Annotated in this window: 23 protein-coding genes and 1 pseudogene; 10 read left to right on the top strand and 14 right to left on the bottom strand. The window is 63.2% G+C overall.

Annotation, left to right across the window (positions count from 1 at the left end; all coding sequences use genetic code 11):
- The first annotated feature begins 28 nt into the window (after positions 1 to 28).
- Positions 29 to 694 carry a TetR/AcrR family transcriptional regulator gene (locus ABIF91_RS33500; protein ID WP_028181114.1) on the top strand — a complete coding sequence of 222 codons (666 nt, stop codon included), beginning with the start codon at positions 29 to 31 and terminating at the stop codon, positions 692 to 694.
- An 84-nt stretch (positions 695 to 778) separates the two neighbouring features.
- On the opposite strand, the gene ABIF91_RS33495 is transcribed toward ABIF91_RS33500, so the two are convergent.
- The 8 genes and pseudogenes from ABIF91_RS33495 to ABIF91_RS33460 form a co-directional block, all read right to left on the bottom strand.
- A complete protein-coding gene (locus ABIF91_RS33495) occupies positions 779 to 994 on the bottom strand; it encodes a hypothetical protein (protein WP_028181115.1) in 216 nt (71 codons plus the stop codon).
- Between the two features lie 178 nt (positions 995 to 1,172).
- Positions 1,173 to 2,402 carry a CaiB/BaiF CoA transferase family protein gene (locus ABIF91_RS33490; RefSeq protein ID WP_028181116.1) on the bottom strand — a complete coding sequence of 410 codons (1,230 nt, stop codon included), beginning with the start codon at positions 2,400 to 2,402 and terminating at the stop codon, positions 1,173 to 1,175.
- A 180-nt stretch (positions 2,403 to 2,582) separates the two neighbouring features.
- Positions 2,583 to 3,787 (bottom strand): annotated as a pseudogene (locus ABIF91_RS33485) (MFS transporter).
- 315 nt (positions 3,788 to 4,102) lie between these two features.
- On the bottom strand, positions 4,103 to 4,306 hold the full coding sequence (locus ABIF91_RS33480) for a hypothetical protein (RefSeq protein ID WP_035696250.1): 204 nt from the start codon (positions 4,304 to 4,306) through the stop codon (positions 4,103 to 4,105).
- A 26-nt stretch (positions 4,307 to 4,332) separates the two neighbouring features.
- A complete protein-coding gene (locus tag ABIF91_RS33475; protein WP_028181118.1) occupies positions 4,333 to 5,667 on the bottom strand; it encodes a PQQ-dependent sugar dehydrogenase in 1,335 nt (444 codons plus the stop codon).
- Positions 5,664 to 6,116, bottom strand: coding sequence for a DUF2231 domain-containing protein (locus ABIF91_RS33470; RefSeq protein WP_028181119.1), 453 nt, complete (start codon positions 6,114 to 6,116; stop codon positions 5,664 to 5,666). Before ABIF91_RS33470 ends, ABIF91_RS33475 begins: the two co-directional genes overlap by 4 nt.
- 296 nt (positions 6,117 to 6,412) lie before the next feature.
- Entirely contained in the window at positions 6,413 to 6,613 is a 201-nt protein-coding gene (locus ABIF91_RS33465) for a cold-shock protein (protein ID WP_424579626.1), read from the bottom strand.
- Entirely contained in the window at positions 6,540 to 6,968 is a 429-nt protein-coding gene (locus tag ABIF91_RS33460; protein WP_424579625.1) for an HPF/RaiA family ribosome-associated protein, read from the bottom strand. Before ABIF91_RS33460 ends, ABIF91_RS33465 begins: the two co-directional genes overlap by 74 nt.
- A 174-nt stretch (positions 6,969 to 7,142) precedes the next feature.
- Between ABIF91_RS33460 and ABIF91_RS33455 the strand changes: the two genes are divergently transcribed.
- From ABIF91_RS33455 to ABIF91_RS33445, 3 genes are read left to right on the top strand one after another with little or no spacing between them, the layout of a single operon-like run.
- Positions 7,143 to 7,571, top strand: a complete 429-nt coding sequence (locus tag ABIF91_RS33455; RefSeq protein WP_035674993.1) for a DUF2267 domain-containing protein — start codon at positions 7,143 to 7,145, stop codon at positions 7,569 to 7,571.
- Positions 7,572 to 7,590: 19 nt separating this feature from the next.
- Positions 7,591 to 7,845 (top strand): hypothetical protein, encoded by a 255-nt coding sequence (locus ABIF91_RS33450; protein ID WP_155252021.1) that lies wholly within the window; start codon positions 7,591 to 7,593, stop codon positions 7,843 to 7,845.
- A complete protein-coding gene (locus ABIF91_RS33445; RefSeq protein WP_035674991.1) occupies positions 7,820 to 8,248 on the top strand; it encodes a universal stress protein in 429 nt (142 codons plus the stop codon). Before ABIF91_RS33450 ends, ABIF91_RS33445 begins: the two co-directional genes overlap by 26 nt.
- A 315-nt stretch (positions 8,249 to 8,563) precedes the next feature.
- Here the strand turns inward: ABIF91_RS33445 and ABIF91_RS33440 are convergent, their stop codons facing one another.
- Positions 8,564 to 8,905, bottom strand: coding sequence for a response regulator (locus tag ABIF91_RS33440; protein ID WP_035674989.1), 342 nt, complete (start codon positions 8,903 to 8,905; stop codon positions 8,564 to 8,566).
- Positions 8,906 to 9,000: 95 nt separating this feature from the next.
- Here ABIF91_RS33440 and ABIF91_RS33435 point away from each other — a divergent pair, with 95 nt between their 5' ends.
- Together ABIF91_RS33435 and ABIF91_RS33430 are read left to right on the top strand one after the other, a co-directional pair.
- Positions 9,001 to 10,065: an IS630-like element ISRj1 family transposase gene (locus ABIF91_RS33435; protein ID WP_011084514.1), complete on the top strand. Its 1,065-nt coding sequence runs from the start codon at positions 9,001 to 9,003 to the stop codon at positions 10,063 to 10,065.
- A gap of 32 nt (positions 10,066 to 10,097) precedes the next feature.
- Entirely contained in the window at positions 10,098 to 11,264 is a 1,167-nt protein-coding gene (locus ABIF91_RS33430) for a sensor histidine kinase (protein WP_028182357.1), read from the top strand.
- Positions 11,265 to 11,412: 148 nt separating this feature from the next.
- Here ABIF91_RS33430 and ABIF91_RS33425 read toward each other — a convergent pair whose 3' ends face one another.
- The gene (locus ABIF91_RS33425) at positions 11,413 to 11,604 is read right to left on the bottom strand and encodes a hypothetical protein (RefSeq protein ID WP_028182356.1); all 192 of its coding nucleotides are present in this window, start codon (positions 11,602 to 11,604) and stop codon (positions 11,413 to 11,415) included.
- 341 nt (positions 11,605 to 11,945) lie between these two features.
- On the opposite strand from ABIF91_RS33425, the gene ABIF91_RS33420 reads away from it, so the two are divergent.
- On the top strand, positions 11,946 to 12,182 hold the full coding sequence (locus tag ABIF91_RS33420; RefSeq protein ID WP_028182355.1) for a DUF6894 family protein: 237 nt from the start codon (positions 11,946 to 11,948) through the stop codon (positions 12,180 to 12,182).
- Positions 12,183 to 12,352: 170 nt separating this feature from the next.
- Here ABIF91_RS33420 and istB read toward each other — a convergent pair whose 3' ends face one another.
- From istB to ABIF91_RS33405, 3 genes are all read right to left on the bottom strand, one after another.
- Positions 12,353 to 13,120 (bottom strand): IS21-like element IS1631 family helper ATPase IstB, encoded by a 768-nt coding sequence (gene istB, locus ABIF91_RS33415; protein ID WP_038952109.1) that lies wholly within the window; start codon positions 13,118 to 13,120, stop codon positions 12,353 to 12,355.
- Between the two features lie 4 nt (positions 13,121 to 13,124).
- Positions 13,125 to 14,882 carry an IS21-like element IS1631 family transposase gene (gene istA, locus ABIF91_RS33410; protein ID WP_100214066.1) on the bottom strand — a complete coding sequence of 586 codons (1,758 nt, stop codon included), beginning with the start codon at positions 14,880 to 14,882 and terminating at the stop codon, positions 13,125 to 13,127.
- 295 nt (positions 14,883 to 15,177) lie between these two features.
- On the bottom strand, positions 15,178 to 16,530 hold the full coding sequence (locus ABIF91_RS33405) for a ferredoxin reductase family protein (RefSeq protein ID WP_284282877.1): 1,353 nt from the start codon (positions 16,528 to 16,530) through the stop codon (positions 15,178 to 15,180).
- Positions 16,531 to 16,770: 240 nt separating this feature from the next.
- Here ABIF91_RS33405 and ABIF91_RS33400 point away from each other — a divergent pair, with 240 nt between their 5' ends.
- Entirely contained in the window at positions 16,771 to 17,427 is a 657-nt protein-coding gene (locus ABIF91_RS33400) for a DUF6789 family protein (protein WP_424579624.1), read from the top strand.
- A 91-nt stretch (positions 17,428 to 17,518) separates the two neighbouring features.
- On the opposite strand, the gene ABIF91_RS33395 is transcribed toward ABIF91_RS33400, so the two are convergent.
- On the bottom strand, positions 17,519 to 19,804 hold the full coding sequence (locus tag ABIF91_RS33395) for a heavy metal translocating P-type ATPase (RefSeq protein WP_028180522.1): 2,286 nt from the start codon (positions 19,802 to 19,804) through the stop codon (positions 17,519 to 17,521).
- 368 nt (positions 19,805 to 20,172) lie between these two features.
- Here ABIF91_RS33395 and ABIF91_RS33390 point away from each other — a divergent pair, with 368 nt between their 5' ends.
- Positions 20,173 to 20,322 carry a hypothetical protein gene (locus ABIF91_RS33390; protein WP_424579623.1) on the top strand — a complete coding sequence of 50 codons (150 nt, stop codon included), beginning with the start codon at positions 20,173 to 20,175 and terminating at the stop codon, positions 20,320 to 20,322.
- An 85-nt stretch (positions 20,323 to 20,407) separates the two neighbouring features.
- Entirely contained in the window at positions 20,408 to 21,691 is a 1,284-nt protein-coding gene (locus ABIF91_RS33385) for an MgtC/SapB family protein (RefSeq protein WP_028180523.1), read from the top strand.
- Positions 21,692 to 21,699: the final 8 nt, after the last annotated feature.

Genomic DNA, 21,699 nt, shown 5'->3' with positions numbered 1-21,699 from the left:
ATTGCAACTCCCCTCCCCGAGGGCTCCCATGGCCAGCGATCATACGAGGTCTGCCATTCTCGCCGCCGCCGAACGGCTCTATGCCGATCGCGGCTTCGGCGACGTGACGCTGCGCGACATCGTCGCGGAGGCCAATGTCAACCTGGCGGCGGTGAACTATCATTTCGGCTCGAAGGACGAGCTGATCGCGGAGCTGTTCGTCACACGCTCGATCGCCACCAACCGCGAGCGCCTGCGCGAATTGAAGGCGGCGGAGGAGCAAGGCGGCGGCCGCGCGCCGATCGAGGTGATCTTGCGGGCGCTGGTCGGGCCGACCTTGCGCGGCTGCCTCGGCCCGGCGAACCAGCGCTCCACCGCGGCGCGCTTCATGATCCGCGCCTCGATCGAATCCGTGCCGCCGATCCGCCGCATCAAGAACCGCGAAATCGATCATCTGCGGAAATTCGCCGGCGCGATGCGCCGCGCCCTGCCCGAGCGCAGCGAGGTCGATATCTACTGGGGCCTGAACTTCGCGCTCGCGATGGCGCACCACACCATCCGCGAGAGCGAACGGCTGACAAAGCTGTCGGAAGGCAAATGCGACCTCGACGACGTCGAGGACGTGGTCGCGCGCGTCGTCAGCGTCGCGACGATGGCGCTGACGGCGGGAAAGGTCGAGGCAAAGCCGCGCGCCCTGGCGCGGGATGCGCGCTGATCAACGAAGATCGATCGAAAGCCGCGCGAGGTCAGTCCCGCTTGCGGCAAGACCTCGGAATTCCACCTGTAGCAGCGACAGCGGTTACGCCTGCTGCGGCATCTCCTCGGCCTCTTCCTTGGCGAGCAGCAGCAGCATCTCGATACCCATTTCGCCTTCCTGCGGCGAGCGGATGAACTTTATTTCGTCGGCGCTCTGCCGCAGCGCAGCAATGATGGCGACGGCCTGATTGGCGGTGGCCGCCTCGGTCGCCAGAATGGCCTTCTGGTCCTTGGCCTGGAACCCGATCGTGTAGGACATTCACTTCCCTCCCGAACTCAAGTGGAGAGATCGAATCAGAGTCTCGCGCGAAGGGGAAGCCTGTGCGACTACGGACAGGGATTATTTGGGGATTGTGCGCAAGCTTCAGGCAAGCCCCGGCGTGGCGCGTGGGTCCTCGTCATCGCAACCGGCGCGCCGAGGCTCGCGCTCCCTCCGGCTAGATGATCCCCTGCTGCTTCAGCTGCTCGATCTTGCCGGCATCATAGCCGAGCTTGCCGCCGAGCACTTCTTCGGTATGTTCCCCTAACAGCGGCGGGGCGCGGTAGGTCTGGATCGGCGTCTCCGAGAGGGTCAGCGCGTTGCGGACCAGCGAAAGATCGGGTTTGAAGGGGTGGTCGACCTTCACCCGCATGCCGCGCGACTGGACGTGCGGATCGGAAAACACCTGCTCGAAATTGTTGATCGGACCTGACGGCACGCCGGCCTCCTCCAGCTTTTCCAGCCAGTAGGCCACCGGCTGTTTCAGGAACAGGCCGGCAAAGATCGCCATGATCTCCTTGCCGTGCACGACGCGATCGTTGTTCTTGACGAAGCGCTGATCGTTCGCGAGCTCGGGCTCGCCGAGGACGGCGCAGGTGCGCTGAAACTGGCCGTCATTGCCGACCACCAGCATCAATTCGCCGTCGGCACAGCGGAACACGCCGGCCGGCATGCCGCCATTGCCCCAGGTGCCGCGGCGCGGCGGCGTCTTGCCGTTGACGAGATAGATCTGCAGCCAGTGCGACAAGGATGCGATGACGGTATCGAACAGGCAGACGTCGATGTGCTGTCCCTGCCCGCCATTGGCATCACGATGGTAGAGCGCCGAGAGAATTCCGATCGAGGAGTTCATGCCGGTCATGTAGTCGACGATCGACGGGCCGACCTTCATCGGGCCCTCGCCCGGCTCGCCGTCGATATGGCCGGTGACGCTCATCAATCCGCCCATCGCCTGCAGGATGGCATCATAGCCGGCACGCGGCGCATACGGCCCGGTCTGGCCGAAGCCCGTCACCGAGCAATAGATGATGCCGGGATTGATCGCCTTGATGGTCTCATAGTCGAGGCCGTAGCGCTTGAGATCGCCGACCTTGTAGTTCTCCATGAAGACGTCGGCATCCTTGGCGAGCTCCCGGACGATCGCCTGCCCTTCCGGCTTGGCGATGTTGACGGTGACGGACTTCTTGTTGCGGTTGGCGCAGAGATAGAACGAATTGTTGTTGTTGGCCTTGCCCTCGGGGTCGTTGAGGTAGGGCGGTCCGAAGGCGCGCGCGTCGTCGCCGGTGCCTGGCCGCTCGATCTTGATCACCTCCGCGCCGAGATCGCCCAGCATCTGGGCCGACAGGGGCCCGGCAAGCACGCGGGTGAGGTCAAGGATCTTGATGCCTGAGAGCGGCAAGGCCAACATGTCGATTTCCTCCGGGGGACTGATCTTGGCGCGGCGGCGAGATCGAAAGGCCACGCTCCCTGCGGATACACTATTTTCGCGACCTGAGCACTGCACTGACGGCATACGGCCATCTCCTGCCGGGCAGCGGCGCCAATTCCTGCCCGCAACTTTCCGCAGCGCGAATATCGCCTCGACGTCTCAAGTTGCGCCCGCCGCGACCACCCGGGGCCGGCGGCGGCCGAGCAGGACCAGGATCAGCACCGCTGCGCAGGAGAAGACGAAGGTGAGACCGAGCGCACCGCGGCTGCCGAACTGGGTCAGCAAACCGACGAGGAGCGGCGGCGAGACCGCCGATGCCAGATTGAGCGGCAACGCGATCATCGACATGGCCTTGGCGAACTCGGCCTGGTCGTAGAACACGAGCGGGATGGTCGCCCGCGCCACCGCCATCGCGCCGCTGCCAGCGCCATAGAGCAGGATGAACACCGCGACCGCCCAGGTGGCGCCCTCGCTCATCATCAGCAGCAGCATGGCGACCGGCAATGCGGTGCCCGCAACGAGCCCGGTCGTGATCCCGTCCCATCGGCCTCCACCGAGAAAATCGAGCCCTCGGGCGCTGACCTGGATCACGCCAAGCATCGAGCCGAACGCCAGCGCCTGAGCCGGCGCCAGCCCCTCCGCCCGCAACAGCTCGATCAGGGTAGCGCTGATGCCGAAAGTGACGAAGGCGTTCAGCGTGATCGCGGCGACGACGAGGCCGAACGTGCTCCTTGGAATCGCAGGCGGCCGCGACCGCCTTGTCGGCTCGGCGCCATCGTCCTCCGCGACGGACCGGCGCGGCGCGAAAAACGCATAGAGCGGGAGACTGACGACGAGCATCATCGCCGCGTAGACGAGGCATGTCCCCCGCCAGCCGAGGTGACCGCTCAGGAACGAGGTGGTCGGCCAGAAGATGCTGCTGGACAGGCCCGTCACCAGCATGAGCGCGCCGATCGCGCTCTTGGCCCGCCGCCCCGCAACCTCGTTCAGCATGATATAGGCGCCGGTCGACAGCGTGGCGCTGCCGGCGATGCCGAGCACGATCCACGCGGCGAAATAAAGCATCGGCTCGCGCGCGAGCGAGAGCAGCACGAAGCCCGGCGCAGTGACGATCTGCCGACCATCATGACCGTCCGCGCGCCATGCCGCGCAAACGATTTGGCGAGCAGCGGGCCGCACAGCCCCATCGAGACGTAGAGAACGGATGTCCCGGCGAACACCGCCGGCAGGCTCATGCCGAGATCGGCCGCGAGATCGCGCCCGACAATGGCGGGAAGCCCGATCGTGCCCCATCCGACCAGCTGCGTGATCGCGAGCACCAGCAGGACGCCGATGAGCCTGCCGTCAGATTTCAAGAACCGCATTCCAAACGTCGCCTGCCCACGAGGCGCGGATCGCGCCCGGCGGCACGTCATACCCGGTATACGGGCCGAGCGGGAATGTCGGTTCCGAATGGCACCGCGGCGCCAGCCGCAGAGCGATTGTCAGGAGGTGTGGCCGGGATCGATGTGCTTCGGCGTCTTCTTGTCCCGCTGCGGCGTCATCTTGGCCGGGTCAGGCGCACCGGGCACACCGCGCGGACCGAGCTGCTCGCGCTGGATGTCGTCCTCGGACCGGGGCGGCTCGACGCCGTTCTGCTCACGGAGTTTGGTTACCTCGGCCTCCTTCTCTCGGACGCTCTACACACCGAGCGCGTTGTCGTCGGCTTCGCGGCCAGGCACGCTGACATGGACTTCATGTCCCTCGCGAAGGGCCAGGGATGCCGCGGCCACCGCCGACTCGAAGGCGGCTTCCTTGGTGGCGTATCGGCTCTTGACGTCGCCGTCATGCAGCACGCCCCATTCGTCCTGCACCGGTACGATGGCATATTGAGCGAGGCCCATTGTCGAACTCCTCCCGTTCTCGATGTCTAATGTTGCGTCAGTTGCGGATGCGCCGCGCTCACCCGCCAGACCGTGTTGCCGCTGTCGTCTGCGACCAAAAGCGCGCCGGTCTTGTCGATGGCGACGCCGACCGGGCGGCCGCGGGCCTGGTTGTCGCCGTTGAGAAAGCCCGTGACGACGTCTTGTGCCGGACCGCTCGGCTTGCCGTCCGTGAACGGCACGAACACGACCTTATAGCCGTTGAGTACCTGCCTGTTCCAACTGCCGTGCTCGCCGACAAACGCTCCGCCGCGATAGGCGGCCGGCAGACCGGTGCCGGTGTTGAAGGCGAGCCCGAGCGGTGCGACGTGCGAGCTCAGGGCATAGTCCGGCACGATCGCCTTGGCGACGAGATCCGGCCGCTCCGGCTTGACGCGGGGATCGACGTGCTGGCCGAAATAGCTGTAGGGCCAGCCGTAGAAGCCGCCGTCCTTCACCGAGGTCATGTAGTCGGGGACGAGATCGGGGCCGAGCTCGTCGCGCTCGTTCACCACCGTCCACAGTGCGCCGGTCTGCGGCTCGAAGCTGAGGCCGTTCGGGTTGCGCAGACCGCTTGCGAACACGCGCCAGCGGCCGCTGGCGCGATCGATCTCGAGGATGGCGGCACGGTTGTGCTCGGCCTCCATGCCGTTCTCGGTGATGTTGCTGTTGGAGCCGACGCCGGCATAGAGCTTCGATCCGTCGGGACTGGCGACCAGGCTCTTGGTCCAGTGATGGTTGATCGGTCCGCCCGGCAGCGGCGTCAGCACCGTGCCCGGCGCGGTGATCTTCGTATCGCCTTCCGTGTAGGGATATCTGACGATCGCGTCGGTGTTAGCGACATAGAGATCGTTGCCGACCAGCGCGACGCCGAACGGCGAATTGAGATGGTCGAGGAACACGCTTTGCGTCTCCGGCACGCCGTCGCCATTGCTGTCGCGCAGCAGCGTGATGCGATTGCTCGCGCCGGTATCGCCGCCGGAGGTCGCCCAGGACTCGACGAAACCCATCACGATCTCTTTGGGCCGTTTGATCGGTGCGCCCTTCGGCGCCTTGGATTCCACCACCAGCACGTCGCCATTGGGCAGCACGTAGAGCGAGCGCGGGTGCTGCAAGCCCGTGGCGAAAGCCTTGGCCTGCAAAGCTTGCGCGACGGTCGGCGTCTCGTCCTTCTTCCAGCCGACGATACGGGCGATATGGATCGGCGGCACCAAATATTGCTGGATGTCGGGGAGCGTCGGGTTGGCACCTACTTGCGCCCTGGGATCGCCGCTGCCGTCATTGCAGCCGGCCAGAAACAGCAGCGACGAGCACAACAGCGCGTGGGTGAACAAGTGCTTCATCGCGCAACTCCCACGCCGTGGCGATAGACCATGGCCCAGCCGAGCCAGCCCGTGATCGGCAGGATCAGCACGGTGATCGCGGACAGAACGAGCCCGCTCGGCCACACCGAGGTCCAGGCATCGCGCGTGTGGATCATCGAGTTGAAGATCGCCAGGATCAGCACCACCGCATTGCCGATCAAATGCGGCCAGGCCGGCGGCTGCGCCCGCACCAGCCGGTTGCCGAGGAAATCGGTCAGGCCCGCGATGGCCGCCAGCACGCCGAAGATGACGCCGACGAGCAAAAGCCAGGCCGAAAAATCCGCCCACATGATCTCGGCGCTGACGACATAGGCGATGTCCGTCAGCAGCGCCCCGACAAAACACGCGATCGGGATCGGCACCAGCATCGGATGAATGGGATGACCCGCGATCTGCGCGGTGCTGCGCACGCGCACGTCTTCTTGCACGATTGGCCTCGTGTGACTTTGGCCCCTGCCCGTCGGCCAAATCAGGCTAGCGATGAAGGTTCCTACCGTTGTGCAGCAGGCCGTGCGCAGACCTCACACGCCGCACATGCGCGCTTTCGCCATCAGGAACCGAGGACATGGCTCTCGCGCCCATATCCCACGGGAACAACGGCCGGGCCAAATCCTTCACGGTAGTCGCGAGCTTCGAGCCCCAAGGCGCAGCCGATCGCTCCGCGCCAATGCGGCCCGAGGCATCCAGCTACTAAACCATCATGCACAATTCAGTGATGGAGCACCTACGTCCGCAAGCTGTGCTTGTTCAGAACCCTGACCGTGCTGGCCTGCGGCCCCTTCTCTCCGCGCTCCTCAACAAAGCTGACACGCGAGCCGACGGCGATGCTCGCGCGCCCCTCCACAACACTGTTACGATTGAAATAGACCTCCTGGCCGTCGGCCCCTTCCAGAAAGCCGAACTCGCCGCTGGGATCGATACGCACGACGGTCCCAACCGGCGAGCTTGGTCTGGCCGTGCATCACGCGCACCTGGTCCTGCAGCTGCCGCCGTGCGCGCTTGAATGCATCGTCCACCGCAAAGGTCAGATCGGCGTACCTCTCATCCTGCTTGGGCGTCCGTCCGACATTGACCTCGCGCCCTTCCGGAAGGGACAGCCGGATGCTTACCTGGTATTGACCGCCCGTCTTGTGACGATCACCGGGGCCTCTCACGATGATGCGGCCCGCCGTCGCTCGACCGTAGCGCTTTTCCAGCTCAGCGATGTGCCCGTCGATCGCAGCTTGCAGCTTCGGCGACGCCGTCACGTGCTCGAACTCGATTTGAGCCGGGGTTTGCATGGTCGCGCTCCTCCTATCGAACGGACATTCTGAGCACACGGTGCGCCCAAAACTTTGCGCGAGATCAACCCGATCCGATTGGCAATCCGCCGTGGGAACCTTGCGGCACGTCAAAGCAGGCCAGCCCGAGCCCGCGAATAATCAACGATCTGTCTCTGGTCCGGGAGCAACATCATGAGCATATCCACCGGTGTGACTGCGTTGGACCATTCGGTCCAGGAAACAAATGTCTGGCTCAAGGCCATCGACGAGCAGCTGGCCCTGGAGAACCGCCATCAGGCCTACAGTGCATTGCGAGCCGTTCTGCATGCGTTGCGCGATCGGTTGCCGCCGGAGGTGGTGGTCAAGCTCGGGGCTCAGCTGCCGATCATGGTGCGCGGTATCTACTACGAGGGCTGGCGCATGGCGGCAACGCCGACCAAGGAACGGCATATCGAGGAATTTGCGGCACATGTCGCCAAGGAGCTTCCACCGCAGTTCCCGCTCACTGCGCTCGGCGCAGCCCGCGGCGTTTACGAAGTGCTGTGGGAAAAGCTGGATCCCGGCGAATTCGAGAAGTTGATGGCCCATCTTCCGGCGCCGCTTAGAAATCTACAGGGCTGACCAGACCGGGGGGCGGTGCATGAAAAGCGATCAATCGCTCGACGTTCTCATGCCGCCGCTGTGGCTGGCAGGAACGCTGACGCTGCCGGAAAATGCCCGTGGCCAGGTTCCGTTTGCGCACGGCAGCGGCTCCAGCCGGTTCAGCACCCGGAGTATCGCGGTCGCGCGGGGACTGAACGCATGCGGCCTCCCGACGTATGCTGGCGATCAACCCGGCAGAATGCTCAAAAGGCCCAGGGGACTTTCTCATGACGAACATCATGGTGGCAACTGACGGATCGAGCGGCGCATGCCGCGCGATCGACGTGGCGGCAGAGCTTGCCAGAGCGTTGGCATGCGATCTCCTGATCGTCACGGTTGCCGATCGACTTCTGGGGGAAGAGGTTCGGCAACTTCCGCACGGCGGAGCCACCGCCGGTGACCTGTTGGAAGCCTTGACAGGGCAGACCCTCAAGGCCGCGCAAGCCCGTGCGCGCGAAGCAGGTCCCATCCACATTGACGTTCGGACATGCTGGGGTGACATCACCCAATCCCTGATCGATCTCGCGGCCCAGACGTCGACCAAGATGATCGTCGTGGGACGGCGCGGACGCGGCCAGCTGGCCGGCTTGCTGCTCGGCAGCGTCTCCCAAAAGCTCGTCAGCCTCGCTCCTTGCGCTGTGGTCGTCGTTCCCTAGAGCCGGATCGGCCGCAAACCGTCGATGGGCGGACGCAGAATTAACGGACGGCGCGCCGGATCCATGCTATCGGAAGTGATGAGAGCGCTCATTATGGTTTTGCTTTTGGCCTGTTGGCCGGCTGCGGCTTAAAGCAAAGAGGAGCTCTCCCGGAATCAGATCAAGGCCATCCGCGCAAAAGAAAACGCGGATGAAGCGACAGGCCGCCCGAAGGAGCGAGCATGGGATCGCGATGCGCGCGGCAGGCGTCCTTGGGATGATGGCCGGGACGGCCAGAAGTGAGGCAACATCGTTGTCCTCGTGCGCTTTGCTTCGCTACCAAATCGCCACGGCCTTCATGAGTTCAGCTGGTTGCAGTGGCTTGCTGAGAAAGCGCGCTTGCGAGGGCATTTCAGTTACGTGAGGATGCCTCTTACCCGACATCAGGACCAATCTGACGGGCGGCCATCGATCTCTCACCGCGCTCGCCAGCTGCAGTCCATCCATGGAACCCGGCATGTCGATATCGGTTAGCAGCAGGTCGAACATGCTCTCCGCCAGCATCCGGACGGCAACATCGGCGTTCTCTGCCACGGCCACCTCGTGCCCTGCTTCCAGGAGTTGAACTTCAACATCCATGAGAATGAGGGGCTCGTCTTCGACGATCAAGATCTTCAACGGCCCGCTCCTGAGATGAGACCAATTCGTTCCAAGTCCCCCGCTCGAGCTAGTACCCACTTTTCTTGGAACGTGAGTCGTGATTCAAGGTCGGGATGATACCCGAAGCAAGAGAAGTCCACCTTTCGAGGAAAGATCGCAAGGTGCTTGAGGCGTGCTGTCGCTCACCGGTGACGTTGCAGCGCGATTTGAAGCGGGCGCGGATAGTTCTGTTGGCGGCGGATGGGCGCAGCACCCGGTCGATCGCCAAGGAAGTTGGGGTCCAGCCGCGGATTGTCAGCCTTTGGCGGCATCGCTATGCCGACCATGGCCTTGAAGGGCTGCAAGACAAGCCGCGGCCTGGCAAGCAGCCGATCTATACGAAGACGACCGACAAGCGGATTCTGAAGCTGCTGGATAAGCCGCCACCGCAAGGGTTTGCGCGCTGGACCGGCCCCCTGCTGGCCGAGGCGCTGGGCGATGTCGATGTCCAATATGTCTGGCGGTTCCTGCGCAGCCACAAGATTGACCTGGTGGCTCGCAAGTCCTGGTGCGAGAGCAACGACCCGAACTTTACGGCCAAAGCCGCCGATGTTGTCGGCCTCTATGTCGCGCCGCCGGCGAAGGCCATTGTGCTGTGCGTGGACGAGAAGCCCTCGATCCAGGCTTTGGAGCGAGCGCAGGGTTATCTGAAGTTGCCCAATGGCCGCGCCTTAACCGGCCAAAGCCACGATTACAAGCGGCATGGCACCACAACATTGTTTGCGGCGCTCGAAGTCGCCACCGGAAAGATCATCGCGACCCATTCAAAACGCCGGCGCCGCGTCGAGTTTCTCGATTTCATGAACAGCGTCACCGCGACTTTTCCGAACCGCAAGCTTCACGTCATCCTCGACAACCTCAACACCCATAAAAAGAACGAGGACTGGCTCAAGGCCCACCCCAACGTGCAATTTCATTTCACGCCGACAAGTGCGTCATGGCTCAATCAGGTCGAAGTATGGTTTTCCATCTTGCAGGGGCAGTCGCTCAGCGGCACCTCCTTCACGAGCCTCAAGCAGCTTCAGGAACACATCGATGCCTACGTCAACGCATACAACGACAGAGCCGAGCCCTTCGTCTGGACCAAGAAAAAGGTCCGTCAACGCCGTTTCAAAGGCCGCCGTATCACTCAGCTCTGATTCCGGGTACTAGGTTCCAGAGACCACCAGAAATGGCGCCAGCCCACCGCGACCTCGCAGACATCATCATCACGGATGAACTCGCAAAAAGGGCCTCGGAGCCGCCCGACTATCTGCGCGAGAAGCTTGCGTTTCGGGATTTGGCCGATGACATGGCCGATAATCCGAAAGCGGTGCTGCCTCGCCTGGTGCGGCTTGCGATGGAGGCCTGCGGAGCAGAATCGGCGGGTATTTCCCTCCTGGAGCACGAGGTTCGCGAGTTCAGGTGGTTTGGACTTCATGGTGCTCTCGCGGCCTTTGAAGGAACACGAACCCCGCTTGATTACAGCCCTTGCGGGGTGACGCTGCAGCAAAATGCTCCAGTCCTGATGAAGCATCCGGAGACGGTCTATGGCTGGATCAGGAGCGCGGGCATCTCCATCCCCGAAGTCCTGCTCGTCCCCTTGCACTTGCGACGGCCTGCCGAGGATGGCGGCGCAGGAACGCTCTGGGTCGTCGGTTCGGAGCCGGGCTTCTTCTCCCTGGAGCATGTACGTGTCCTGACCGAGCTTGCCGCCTTCTCGAGCGTCGCGATCCGAATGATACAGGCCGAGGAAGTCGTTCAGGCAGCTTTGCAGGAGCAAGAGCAACTCACGCGTGAAATGTCCCATCGCATCAAGAATCTTCTCGCCATCACGGACGGCATGCTACGATTGACCGCGCGCACCGCGACCACCAAGGAGGAGTTGGTGGCCAAGATGTCGGGGCGGTTCCTCGCACTTGCGAACGCCAATCAGCTGGTCAGACGGCCCTTTGCTCACGACACCATATCGCGGGTCGGGCTTCAGCAGCTGATGGAGACCATCCTCAAGCCGTATGAGCGCGTCTCGACGAAGGGGCTCGACGTTGCGCTGGGCGATCATGCGATCAACAGCATGGCGCTCGTTTTTCATGAGCTCGCCACCAATGCCGCCAAGTACGGTGCGCTGAGCCGCGACGAAGGACAGGTCAGTGTAGGCTGGTCAATTCATGACGATCGTCTGGAGGTGACATGGAATGAATCCGGCGGGCCGCGGGTCTGCCAACCCGAAACGAGAGGTTTCGGATCCACTTTGATCGAGACGACAGTCCGCCGTCATAACGGGACGATACGGTATTCCTGGCTCGATGACGGCCTGACCGCTGCGATCATCCTCCCGCTCTCCAGCCTCGCCCGATAGGCGGACCGATTGGGGTCGGCAGCCTCGTTGATCGTGCGCGCATCGCGCGTTTCAACTGTCGGCATTTCCGCTGAGGATTTGCTCCTCGCCCACCGATGAGCGTCTCTCCATCCCTGACGTCGAAACAGCAGCGCTGCCGAACACGTCCCTATTTGCGTCGACCAGTCGACTTGGCTTCCCGAGCCAAGCGCTCCGCCTTCAGGCGCTCGCGGTTGTCTTGAAACGACTGTTGCGCCATTTCATAGTCACTCGGCTGTTTCGTCTTCGTCGTGTCGACCTGCTTGAACAGCTTGTCGGCCTCGCGCTTGGCACGAGCCGTGCGATTGTCATTCGTCCTCATTTCGTTGTCCTTCGATTGAGTGAACGCGGCGCCTGCCGGTCACATTGCCTGATTGTCTGAGGCGAATAGCGCTTGCAAGCAGCTTGATCGATCGTCGTGGCTGGCCACCACGGTGCTTGCGCTCATGGCATCTTCGGGCGCGGCTGCTCGCAAGCCAATCCAAGTCAACACATCGTTCGACCATGAGTTCCCTACCTCCAGACGAGCCCGGATCGAAGAAGAATTAGCTTGGAACATCGGACCTCTTGCCCCATATTTTCAGGTATCATCGACATCAGCCAACCATGGGCGTCGGTGGCTGAGAGACCACGCGCGCTCCCGCCTGCAGAGGGTGCGCCGTGATGACCCGGTATTACTTCGACATTAGAGACGGCCAGGATCTCTACCCCGACGAAGAGGGCCTTGATCTCGCCGATCAGAAGGCGGCCGAGATCGAAGCTGCAAGAGCGTTAGGCGATTTGGCCAAGGACCTTCCCCCACTCGATGAGCGCCAGCACATGGCGATCGAGGTTCGAACGATGAGCGGACCAATCTTCCAGGCCGCCTTTGTATTTGAGATTGCCCGGCTGAAGCAATAGGCCGAGTGCTTTTGAGATGCCGCTCGTCTTGCAATCCGCCTGCCGCCTCTACCCCAGCAAGGGACGGAGACACTCTCTTGATGCGAAAACAATAGCCCCGCGGGTCACTTCAAATTCCTCCGGGTGTGGTCAGTCAAATTCCTCCACCCGCGAGGCAGGACAAGGGACTGTTAGTTTGAGTTTGTTTCCCGGGCAAGAGCTTCAGCGGCTTCTTTGAGCCGATAGCTGCGTCCGTCGAACTCAAGCAGATGGCAATGATGCATAAGGCGATCGAGGATCGTCGTGCTCATAGTGTTGTCCCCAAGGTATGCCCCCCAATCCTGCACGACGCGATTGGAGGTGACGATGACGCTGCGGCGCAGTTTGTAACGCTGATGGATCAGGGTCTGCAGCAAAGTGCCGGCGTCGTCGGGGATGGCGCGTGCGAGGAATAGATCGTCCAGCACGAGGAGATCGCAGTCGATGATGGTTCGCAGCCGGACCTCGCGTTGTGCCGGAGAGTTCAGGGCGTAGCGGTGGAAGAAGTCGTCGGTCTCAAGATACTGGACCTTGTGGCTTTGCAGGATCGCCTGATAGGCAATCGCCTTGGCGATGTGCGACTTCCCGGTGCCAGGTTTGCCAACAAGCAGAGCGTTCTCGCCAGCGGCAATGAACGCCAGGGTGTGGAGCTGGAAGCAGGTCTGACGTGGCAGTTTGGGATTGAAGGACCAGTCGAACTCGGCGAGCGTCAGCTTTTCGTCGAGCCCGGATTGCTGGTATCGCCGCTCGATAAGACGGGACTGACGACGGTCCAGTTCATCCTGCAGGATAAGGGAGAAGGTCTCGAGGAAGGGCTGGTTGGCGCCCTGCGCCTGGAGCACGCGCGTCTGCAGCGTGTCGCGGACACCCGACAGGCGCAGCTGTCGTAGGCAACGCTCAATTTCCGGCATGGTCATCATGTGGCTAGGTCTCCAGTTTAAGGTGAGAAGGTGCAGCGGGAGCGCTCGTGGCGCCGGAGTTGGCCGGGGTTGCGCAGGCGACACGAGCGCGGATTGCCGTGGCGTGATCGTCGTGAGCCTCGGCCTGCCGACCATTGTCGTCGGCGTCGCGCCGCACAGCGCGGCTGAAGAGGTCGCCGTATTCCGCGGGGGTACGGATCAGCGGATGATCCTGGGTGAGCGGCGATGCCGGCTGTGGCGTCACTCCAACCTGCTCGATCGCCTGTTCGAACAACCGCTCGACGGTCGCACGCACGTGCTTGTAGCGGTAGATGCGGTTGTCGATGGCGTGCGCGCAGGCCTGCTCGACCAGCCGCGCCGGATACTTCCGGCCCAGCCCGACAATGCCCCACATCGCGCGCTGTCCGGGGCGCCCTTCGGTGTCGAACACCTGCTGGCACAAGGCCCTGGTCTGCGGTCCGATGCGCTCGGCGCTCGCCAGCAGCACGGCGGTTTGCCGCGACGGGTTGAACGGCCGTTCGCTGGTCGGCAGGACGACAGAACCGGGGTGCGCCATCCGGGAATGAACACGCAGCAGCGCACGGGTGTGGCGATCACGGATCTCGATCGTGGTGGTGTAGATGCGCACGACGACCTGGCTGCCGATCGGCGCGGGCCGCGCGGCGTAATAGCTGTTGTCGACGCGTACGGTGGTGTCGTCGCAGACAGTCCGGACGACTTCGGTGAAGATGCGGAAGGGAGCGACAGGCAGCGGCCGCAGGTGCGGCTTCTCTTCCTGGAACATCGCCTCGACCTGACGGCGCGTGCTGCCGTGGATGCGTTTGGAAGCCCAGTTCTCCTCCCAGTGCCTCAAGAACTCGTTTTGCGCCTCCAGCGTCTCGAAGCGCCGTCCGGCCAGCGCAGTGCCCTGGGTATGTTGAATCGCATTCTCGACGCATCCTTTCCGATTTGGATCGGCCACGCGCGCGGGATCGGCGACCACGGCGTAATGAGCCAGCATCGCGCTGTAAATCGGGTTGAGCTGGGGCTCGTACAAATCCGGCTTGAGGACGCCTTCCTTCAGGTTGTCGAGCACGACATAGCTGGGGACCCCGCCAAAATACCGGAACGCCTCTTCGTGGAGCTGCGCCCAGACTTGTTGGCTGGACTTCCAGACTACCCGCCGGAAGCTGCGCCGCGAGTAGCGTAGCGTCATCACGAACAGGCGGGGACGACGGTACCGCCCGCTCTTCGGATCAACCGTCGGCGCGCCCTCGCCATAGTCGACCTGAGCTTCCTCGCCGGGGAGGAACTCAAGACGATCAAACTGCTCAGGATCAGCGTGCCGCAACCGGCGCACAAACCGCTTGACACTCTGGTAGCTGGACGGAAAGCCAAATTGATCAACCAGGTCCTGGTAAATCGCCTGCGCGTTCCGCTTCAGCCGGACCTGTTCTTCGATCCACGTCCGATGCGCTTCGCAAGCCGAACGGGCCAGGCTGCTGGTGACCGTCGCTTCCGATGTCCCAAAAGCCGGTGGTCGGGGTGGAGGAATTTGGCCGTCCGCGCTCACCGAGCCGGTGGTCACTTCCCCGGGGGAATTTGCCTCCGCACCGGCCCGCAGCGCCTGATAACGCCGGATCGTCTTGCGATCGACACCCGTCAGCCGGTGAATCTCGCGCTGGCTGGTGTTGCGATCAAGTAATGTAAGTACGGTGCTTTGCAGATGTCGCTTCAAGACGTTCAACTCCCCGGCCCCTTGCTGGCTAAAGGGGTCGAACATAAACGTCCTGCCTGACCGGCTACTGCTGTTCAGCGGCGCTGACGGCGATCATCAGGTGGGGGAGTTTCAAGTGACCATACCCGGGGGATTTTGACCGACCCACGGGGAACAATAGCAGCGCCGACGCTGGATGCTTGCCTCTGGCTCAACAGCGACCAGCATCCCGACTGGATTTCGGTCACTTATTGCGGCTAGCGGAAGATGACCATGCTGGCGTGTCCTTCCTCCAGCTCGCCGCAAGGTACAGCATCCTGGCATTTCGCCAGCGAAGTGCGGGGCGGTTTCGATCTCTGCGCTATCGCATCGCGAAGAGTTCCTGATGGAACCTCTCACCGACAGGAAAGCCGTGCATGGCGAAGTCTCGCCTGAGCGCTTCACCGAAGGCGGTCGGGCCACAAAACCAGACACTCGCCGTGCGCCATTCCGGCGTCGCTTCGCGAATGCGCTCGCCACTCAGTCGTCCATCACGGGCGTCGACAAGAACGTGCAGGCGCACATCAGCCGAGCGCGCATCTGCTGCAAGCTTTCCCAGCGCCTCCTCGTCGACATCAGCCGTGGTGTGAAAGAGGTGAACCGTCGGCGCAACGGTGCAAGCGGGAGTACCCGTCCGCATGGCCAGTTCCTTCATGCGGGCGACGAAAGGCGTGATGCCAATGCCTCCGCCGATCCAGATCTGGTGCGCGCAATCGTCGTCGAAAGTGAAGCAACCATAGGGCCCTTCCACCTTTACTTCCTGCCCGACCCGGAGCATCTCCCGCAGCCGGCTGGTGTGGTCGCCTAGTTCCTTGGTGATGAAGGTGATCCTGGGATTCTCAGCGTTCCAGGCGGACGCGATCGTGTAGGGATGGGCGCCCTCCGAGGTGTCCGACGTGGCGAAGGCAAACTGGCCCGGTCTGTGTCCCGGCCAGCCGCGCGGCACGTCGATTTCGGTCTCGATTGCTCCGACGCCGGGATAGTATTTCAGAGAGGTGATCCTGCCATTGACCTGCCGCCCAGCGCCCACGCGCCGCAGGAGCGCAAGAACGGCCGCCCACGTGCCGCAGGCAAGCAGCCCGCCCATGATCCAGCCGAGCGGGGACATCCAGTAGCTGAACTTCATCAGAGTGACGGCATGAAAGACCAACACGAGGTACGCAAGGGCGATAAGCCGATGCGTTTTGTAGAACAGCCGGTAGGGAAACCACTGAACGAGTGCCAGAACGATCAGCACCACAGTCCCATAGAATGCCCACTCGCCGAGCCCCTCCGCCAATCCGCGCAGACCGGCAAAGAAGGCTTCAATGGGATTCTCGATGATGGGCCTCGCCCCACGCTCCGGTCGCGCCAGTAGACCCCAGCCGACTGCCCATTTCGGGCCATTGGCCCATAGCCAATGAACAATGGCCGTCACAAGGGCCGCGATGCCGAGCCATTTGTGCAAGCCGTACATCTTGTCGAGGCCGCCGAGCCACGCCTCCGGCCAGCGCGGTCGCAGCGCGAGGATCATCGCCATGCTCATGCAACCGATTGCCAGGACGCCGCTTAACTGCACCATCCTCTCGCGAAGCGGGAAAAAGGGACCGGTCCCAAATGGACGGGGTTCCGCAACCAGCCAGAGCAGGACGAGAACCGCCAGACTACCCCAAAATGCCCGCTTGGGATTTTGCATGTGGGCCCTGTCTCATGCCGACATCGGCGTGACCGATCGCAAGGCACAATGCAGCTGATCGAGCCGTGTCGCATTGAGCTCACTCAATGCTGCATACATCGGAAGCCACAAAGGCAGTTGTGGGAGGCCAGCTTCTCCTGTCTGGCAACCCTTCCAGCGTTGATCCACGTCAAGACAAATGGATCGAACTGCGGGCAGGCTTTGACAGGTGTTTCGCTGAACCGGAGCACCGCGATGAGAATGCTGCTCGTCGCAGTTACAGTTGCGGCTTGCACCACAACTTCAGCATTTGGTCAGACCGGTCCTGTCGCCGCGCTATGCACGCAAGATATCCAAGGGGCCGGAGCAAATAGGGAGCCAAGTTTCCGGCCAGCTACTGGGGCTCCGGATGCGCTGCCGATGTCTCGACTAACTGGCGATCGGATCTGGAAGTCGATTGCCGCAGGTATTGCCGGCAGTATCGCCCATTCGCTGCTGATGTATCTCAAATCTCGCGCAGGGCTGCTTCCATCGTTTCAGCCCTACAACAATCTCCAAGCAACGCTCAGTCATTTGGTTGGGAGCTCCGTCGATCCGATGGTGCCGTGGGCGCTATCATTCCTGAACGGATCCACACTGGTCGGGCTTGTCTTCGGATACTCTTATCAGCGGTTACCCGGCAAGACTGGGGTGACGAAGGGTGCCGTGTTCGGAGTCTTCGGATGGATCATCATGGGGCTGGCATTCTTCCCGATCATCGGCCTCGGCTTCTTTGCACTCGATGCAGGGCTCGGCATCTCGCCGGCATTGTTCTCTCTGATGATGCTGCTCAGCTACAGCATCGTCATGGGCGCTGTCTACAATGCGCTCTACGCCAAGGACGGAAAGACCGGCAAAGACCGGCTACAGCATTGGTGAGATCGCCAGTACACTTCCAATATTTGAGCGACAGGAGGAGCAGGGAATCCCTCCAGATCAACCTTGGCCCGCCCGCATATCGAGCTGTCGCCTATGCCGCCACGGCTTCGTAGATATCCTCCTCCTGAGCCGTGTGCATGCGCACCAACGTTTCAATCGCCTCGATGACCCGCTGAGCGTCCCGGACCAGATAGCGATCGATCTTCTCAGACGGAATGTCCTCGACGATCCGAGCGAGCAGCCGGGCGAGGTGCAGGATCTCCCGATGCGCGCGGCTCATGGCAGACAGGCCATGGCGGTCGCGCAGAACCTCTGCAAGTTTTGGATAGACGCTGTCCTCATCCTCGCGCTCGTGCATCACGACGCTAGTCTGAACCAGGCGGTGGGCTTCCCCGATCAACGCCGCGGCGGATTCAGGCGTCACGTCGTCCAGCGCGTCGACGATCTCGCGCAGCCGGTCGAGATCCTTGAAGAGGGCCTGATGATCGTGATGCAAGGACAAGCCTTGCTCTGTCGTGATGCGCGAGCCGGCCCTGACCAGGGCCGGCGTGAGCGCCCGCAGCGCGTTCAGAATGACCGCAACATCGATCACCTCCTGGACGATCGCCGCGGGCACGGGATCGAGCCAGCCAAGAGTGGCGGCGACCATTGCCGCCAGTGACAGCCCCATGCCGACGACAATGCTCTGCACGGCGATACGCCGTGCCCGCTGTGCAATCACGATCGCTTCGCCAACCCGATCGAGCCGGTCCGCCAGAATCACGACGTCTGCAGCCTCGGACGAGGCGCTCGCGCCCCGAGCGCCGAGCGCGACCCCGATGTCGGCCACGGCCAGCGCCGGGGCATCATTGATGCCGTCGCCGACCATGATGGTCGGATGCTGGCGCTGTTCGGTACGCACCGCCTCGACCTTGTCCGAAGGAACGCGGTCGGCCAGCACGGCATCGAGATCGAGCGCCGCACCGATTGCCTGCGCCGCTGCGGCGCGATCGCCGGTGACCATCACCATCCGCACAATGCCGGCATCGCGCAGCAGCCGGATCGCGCGTGGCGTATCGGGCCGCAGCTCGTCGGCCAGCAGCAGTGCGCCGATTGGTCGCCCATCAACAGCAATGAATACGATCAACGCCGAACGCCACGAGGCGCGCCGGATGGCGCGCAGTTCCCACGGCGATAGCTCGGCATGCGAGAGAAGCATCTCTCGCGAGCCGGCGGTGACCTGGCGTCCATCGATCAGGCCGCTCAGGCCAGACCCCATGGTCTCCTTGACATGTTCCGGCGGCCTCAGCTTGAGACCGCGATCGACGGCGGCAGCAACGACCGCCTTCGCGAGCACATGATGCGAGGCTTGCTCGAGCGATGCCCCAAGCCTCAGGACCTCGTCCGCGTCCTGCCCCGGCGCGACCTCGACGGAGAGCAACCGCGCCCCTCCCACGGTCAGGGTGCCGGTCTTGTCGAGCAGGACGGTGTGCGCGCGCGCCAGCGCCTCCAGCGCCGCTCCGCCCTTGACCAGGATGCCGCGGCGAGCCGCCTGCGCCACGCCGGCGATGAAGGCGACCGGTGCGGCCAGGATCAGTGGACAAGGTGTCGCCGCCACCAACACGGCAAGGCTACGGGTCAGATCGCCGGAGATGCGCCACGCCACGAAGGCCATGACGAGCGTCACCGGCAGAAAGATCAGCGCATAGCGGTCGGCCATTCGCACGAAGGGAGCCTTCGCCGTCTGGGCCGCCGTTACCATGCGCACGATGCCGGCGTAGGTGCTCTCGCCAGCCGGCGCGGTCACGGTCAACTCGAAGGTCTCACCCGCATTCAGTGAGCCCGAAAGCACTGCGCCGCCGCGTGTCTTCTCGACCGGAATGGGTTCGCCTGTTACCGCGGACTCGTCGATCGTGGCCGAGACCGAGCCGACGATACCGTCGACAGGCACAATCTCGCCTGCCCGCACCAGGAGCTGTTCGCCGACTGCGACTTCCTCGATCGGCACGTCCTCGATCCGCTCGTCGTTCTTGCGATGAGCCTGCCGCGGTGCCCGATCGACCAGGGATCGCAGGTCGCGCTCCGCCCGCGCGATCGCGATGTCCTCCAGCACATTGCCGCCGGAATACATCAGCGCAACCACGGCGCCGGCAAGTGGCTGGCCCAGCGCCAGCGCCGCGCTCATCGACAGCAGCGCAATCGCATCCACGCCCAGACGGCCGCCCAGCAGGTCCCTGACGATCGAGACCGCCAGTCCGCCGATCACGGGCGCAGTGCCGAGCGCCCATGCGAGATCGGCCAGATCGAGGCGGCCGGCGGCTCGCGCAAGAATACCCGCGGCCAATCCGGCGATTGCAATCGCAACCAGGGTCCATCGCAAAACCCGCTCAAACGACATGGTTTGGTCCCACAGCTAACGGAACGTTACTCTCTCCCGAAACCAGCACCGTTGTTTGAGCAGGATCAACCGCAGAGATGAAGAAACACCAATTCGCAAGCGCTCCTTCACAGGGATCATTGCAAGGCTGGCCACAACTGGCGTATGGGCGATAACGAGAATCTCTGCCAACTCACGGACCGCGACGTCTCAGGTTCTATCCACTGCGCCCGAACGAAATCCCGTGCGGCGGCAACATTCTCAGCCACGTTCAACGAGATCGCGGGCTTGCGACATCGCTGCGGCCGCCAGATTGAGCGAAATCAAGTGGTCTGGCGGCGGCCTCGCCGATAGTTCCAGCCGCTGGTCCTTGCATGAGATAACTCAAAGTGGATACCGTGCCGGGATCTCCTGTCGCATCTCCGGCACGCTCGCGGCGGATGCATGCGATGCTGCCGTTCATTGCTGTCGTCGTCGGCCTCACTTTTCCCGAGCCAGCGGGCGTGGCACTTGATCTATTGCTGCCCGCGGTGACCTGACGATGATACGAATCTGGCGGGATTGGGCAGCAGTCGCGATCGAAGCACCGCCACAAGCACAAGAACGTGACGCCGTGCAGTACACATGATGGATTTTCTGAAGCCGAGCCTAAGCCCCGACGTCATCGTCATCATCGTTGCACTCGGCATCGGGCTCCTGATCGGTCTCGAGCGAGAACGCCGCAAGGGCGAGGGACCGGGGCGCTCGCCTGCCGGGCTGCGTACCTTTGCCGCGGCATCACTCGCCGGCGCCGTCAGCGTCATGATCGGCGGCAAGGGCCTGCTGGCGCTCGTGACCGCGGGGATCATGGCCATGACCGCGATCGCCTATCTCCGGTCCAGGAGCGACGATCCCGGCTTGACTTCGGAGATCGCACTCATCCTGACGGTTCTGCTTGGCGGACTGGCCACCCAGCGTCCCCTTTTGGCCGCGGGCGTTGCCGTCATTCTGGCCATTCTGCTTGCAGGCCGTGCGGCATTGCACGACTTCGTCCGAAAGGTGCTCAGCGAAGACGAGGTCAAGGACGGCCTGATCTTTGCCGCCGCCACGCTCGTTGTCCTACCCTTGCTTCCGGATCGATCTGTCGGCCCCTATGGCGCGCTCAATCCACGCGCGATCTGGATCATCGTCATTCTGGTGATGGCCATCGGCGCCGCCGGGCATGTTGCAATACGCCTGCTCGGCGCAAGAGGCGGTCTCGCCATCTCAGGCTTCGCCTCGGGCTTTGTCTCCAGCACGGCCACGATCGGAGCGATGGGGGCGCGGGCTCGCAAGGCACCGGAGCTGCTTGGCGCCGCTACCGCCGGCGCAACGCTTTCGACCGTCGCAACGATCGTTCAGCTCGTCGCGGTGCTCGCAGCGACAAATCTCGCTACGTTGCGGAGTCTGACGATTCCGCTCCTCTGTGCCGGTGCCGCGGCAGGTCTCTATGGCGCGATCTTCACGGTCAAGGGCATGCGAGAGACGAGCGCCGCCGAGCTCCAGCTCGGACGTGCTTTCAGCCTGCCGTCGGCCTTGTTGCTGGCGCTGACGCTCTCCGGAGTCCTCGTGCTCGCTGCCGGCCTGCGGGACGCGTTTGGGGAAATCGGCCTGCTGGTCAGCGCGGCCGTAGCCGGGCTCGCAGATACGCATTCGCCGGCCGTCGCCACAGCCACCCTCGCCGCCTCAGGAAAGATCAACTCCGCCGACGCTGTGACTCCGATTCTGGCGGCGCTGTCGACAAATACGCTCAGCAAGATCGTCGTTGGCTGGGTCAGCGGTGGGCGCTCCTTCGCGCTGCGGCTGATCCCCGGCCTCGTGCTGGTCATCGCGGCCGCGTGGGCCGGTGCAGTCGGTCCTGATGTCGCTCACCAAATGTTTCGGAGATAGCCGGAAGA

This window comes from Bradyrhizobium sp. USDA 241 (assembly GCF_049739505.1).
Taxonomy (GTDB): Bacteria; Pseudomonadota; Alphaproteobacteria; order Rhizobiales; family Xanthobacteraceae; genus Bradyrhizobium; species Bradyrhizobium liaoningense.
Note: the sequence above shows the minus strand (reverse complement) of the source record. Positions and strands in the feature narration are given on the sequence as shown.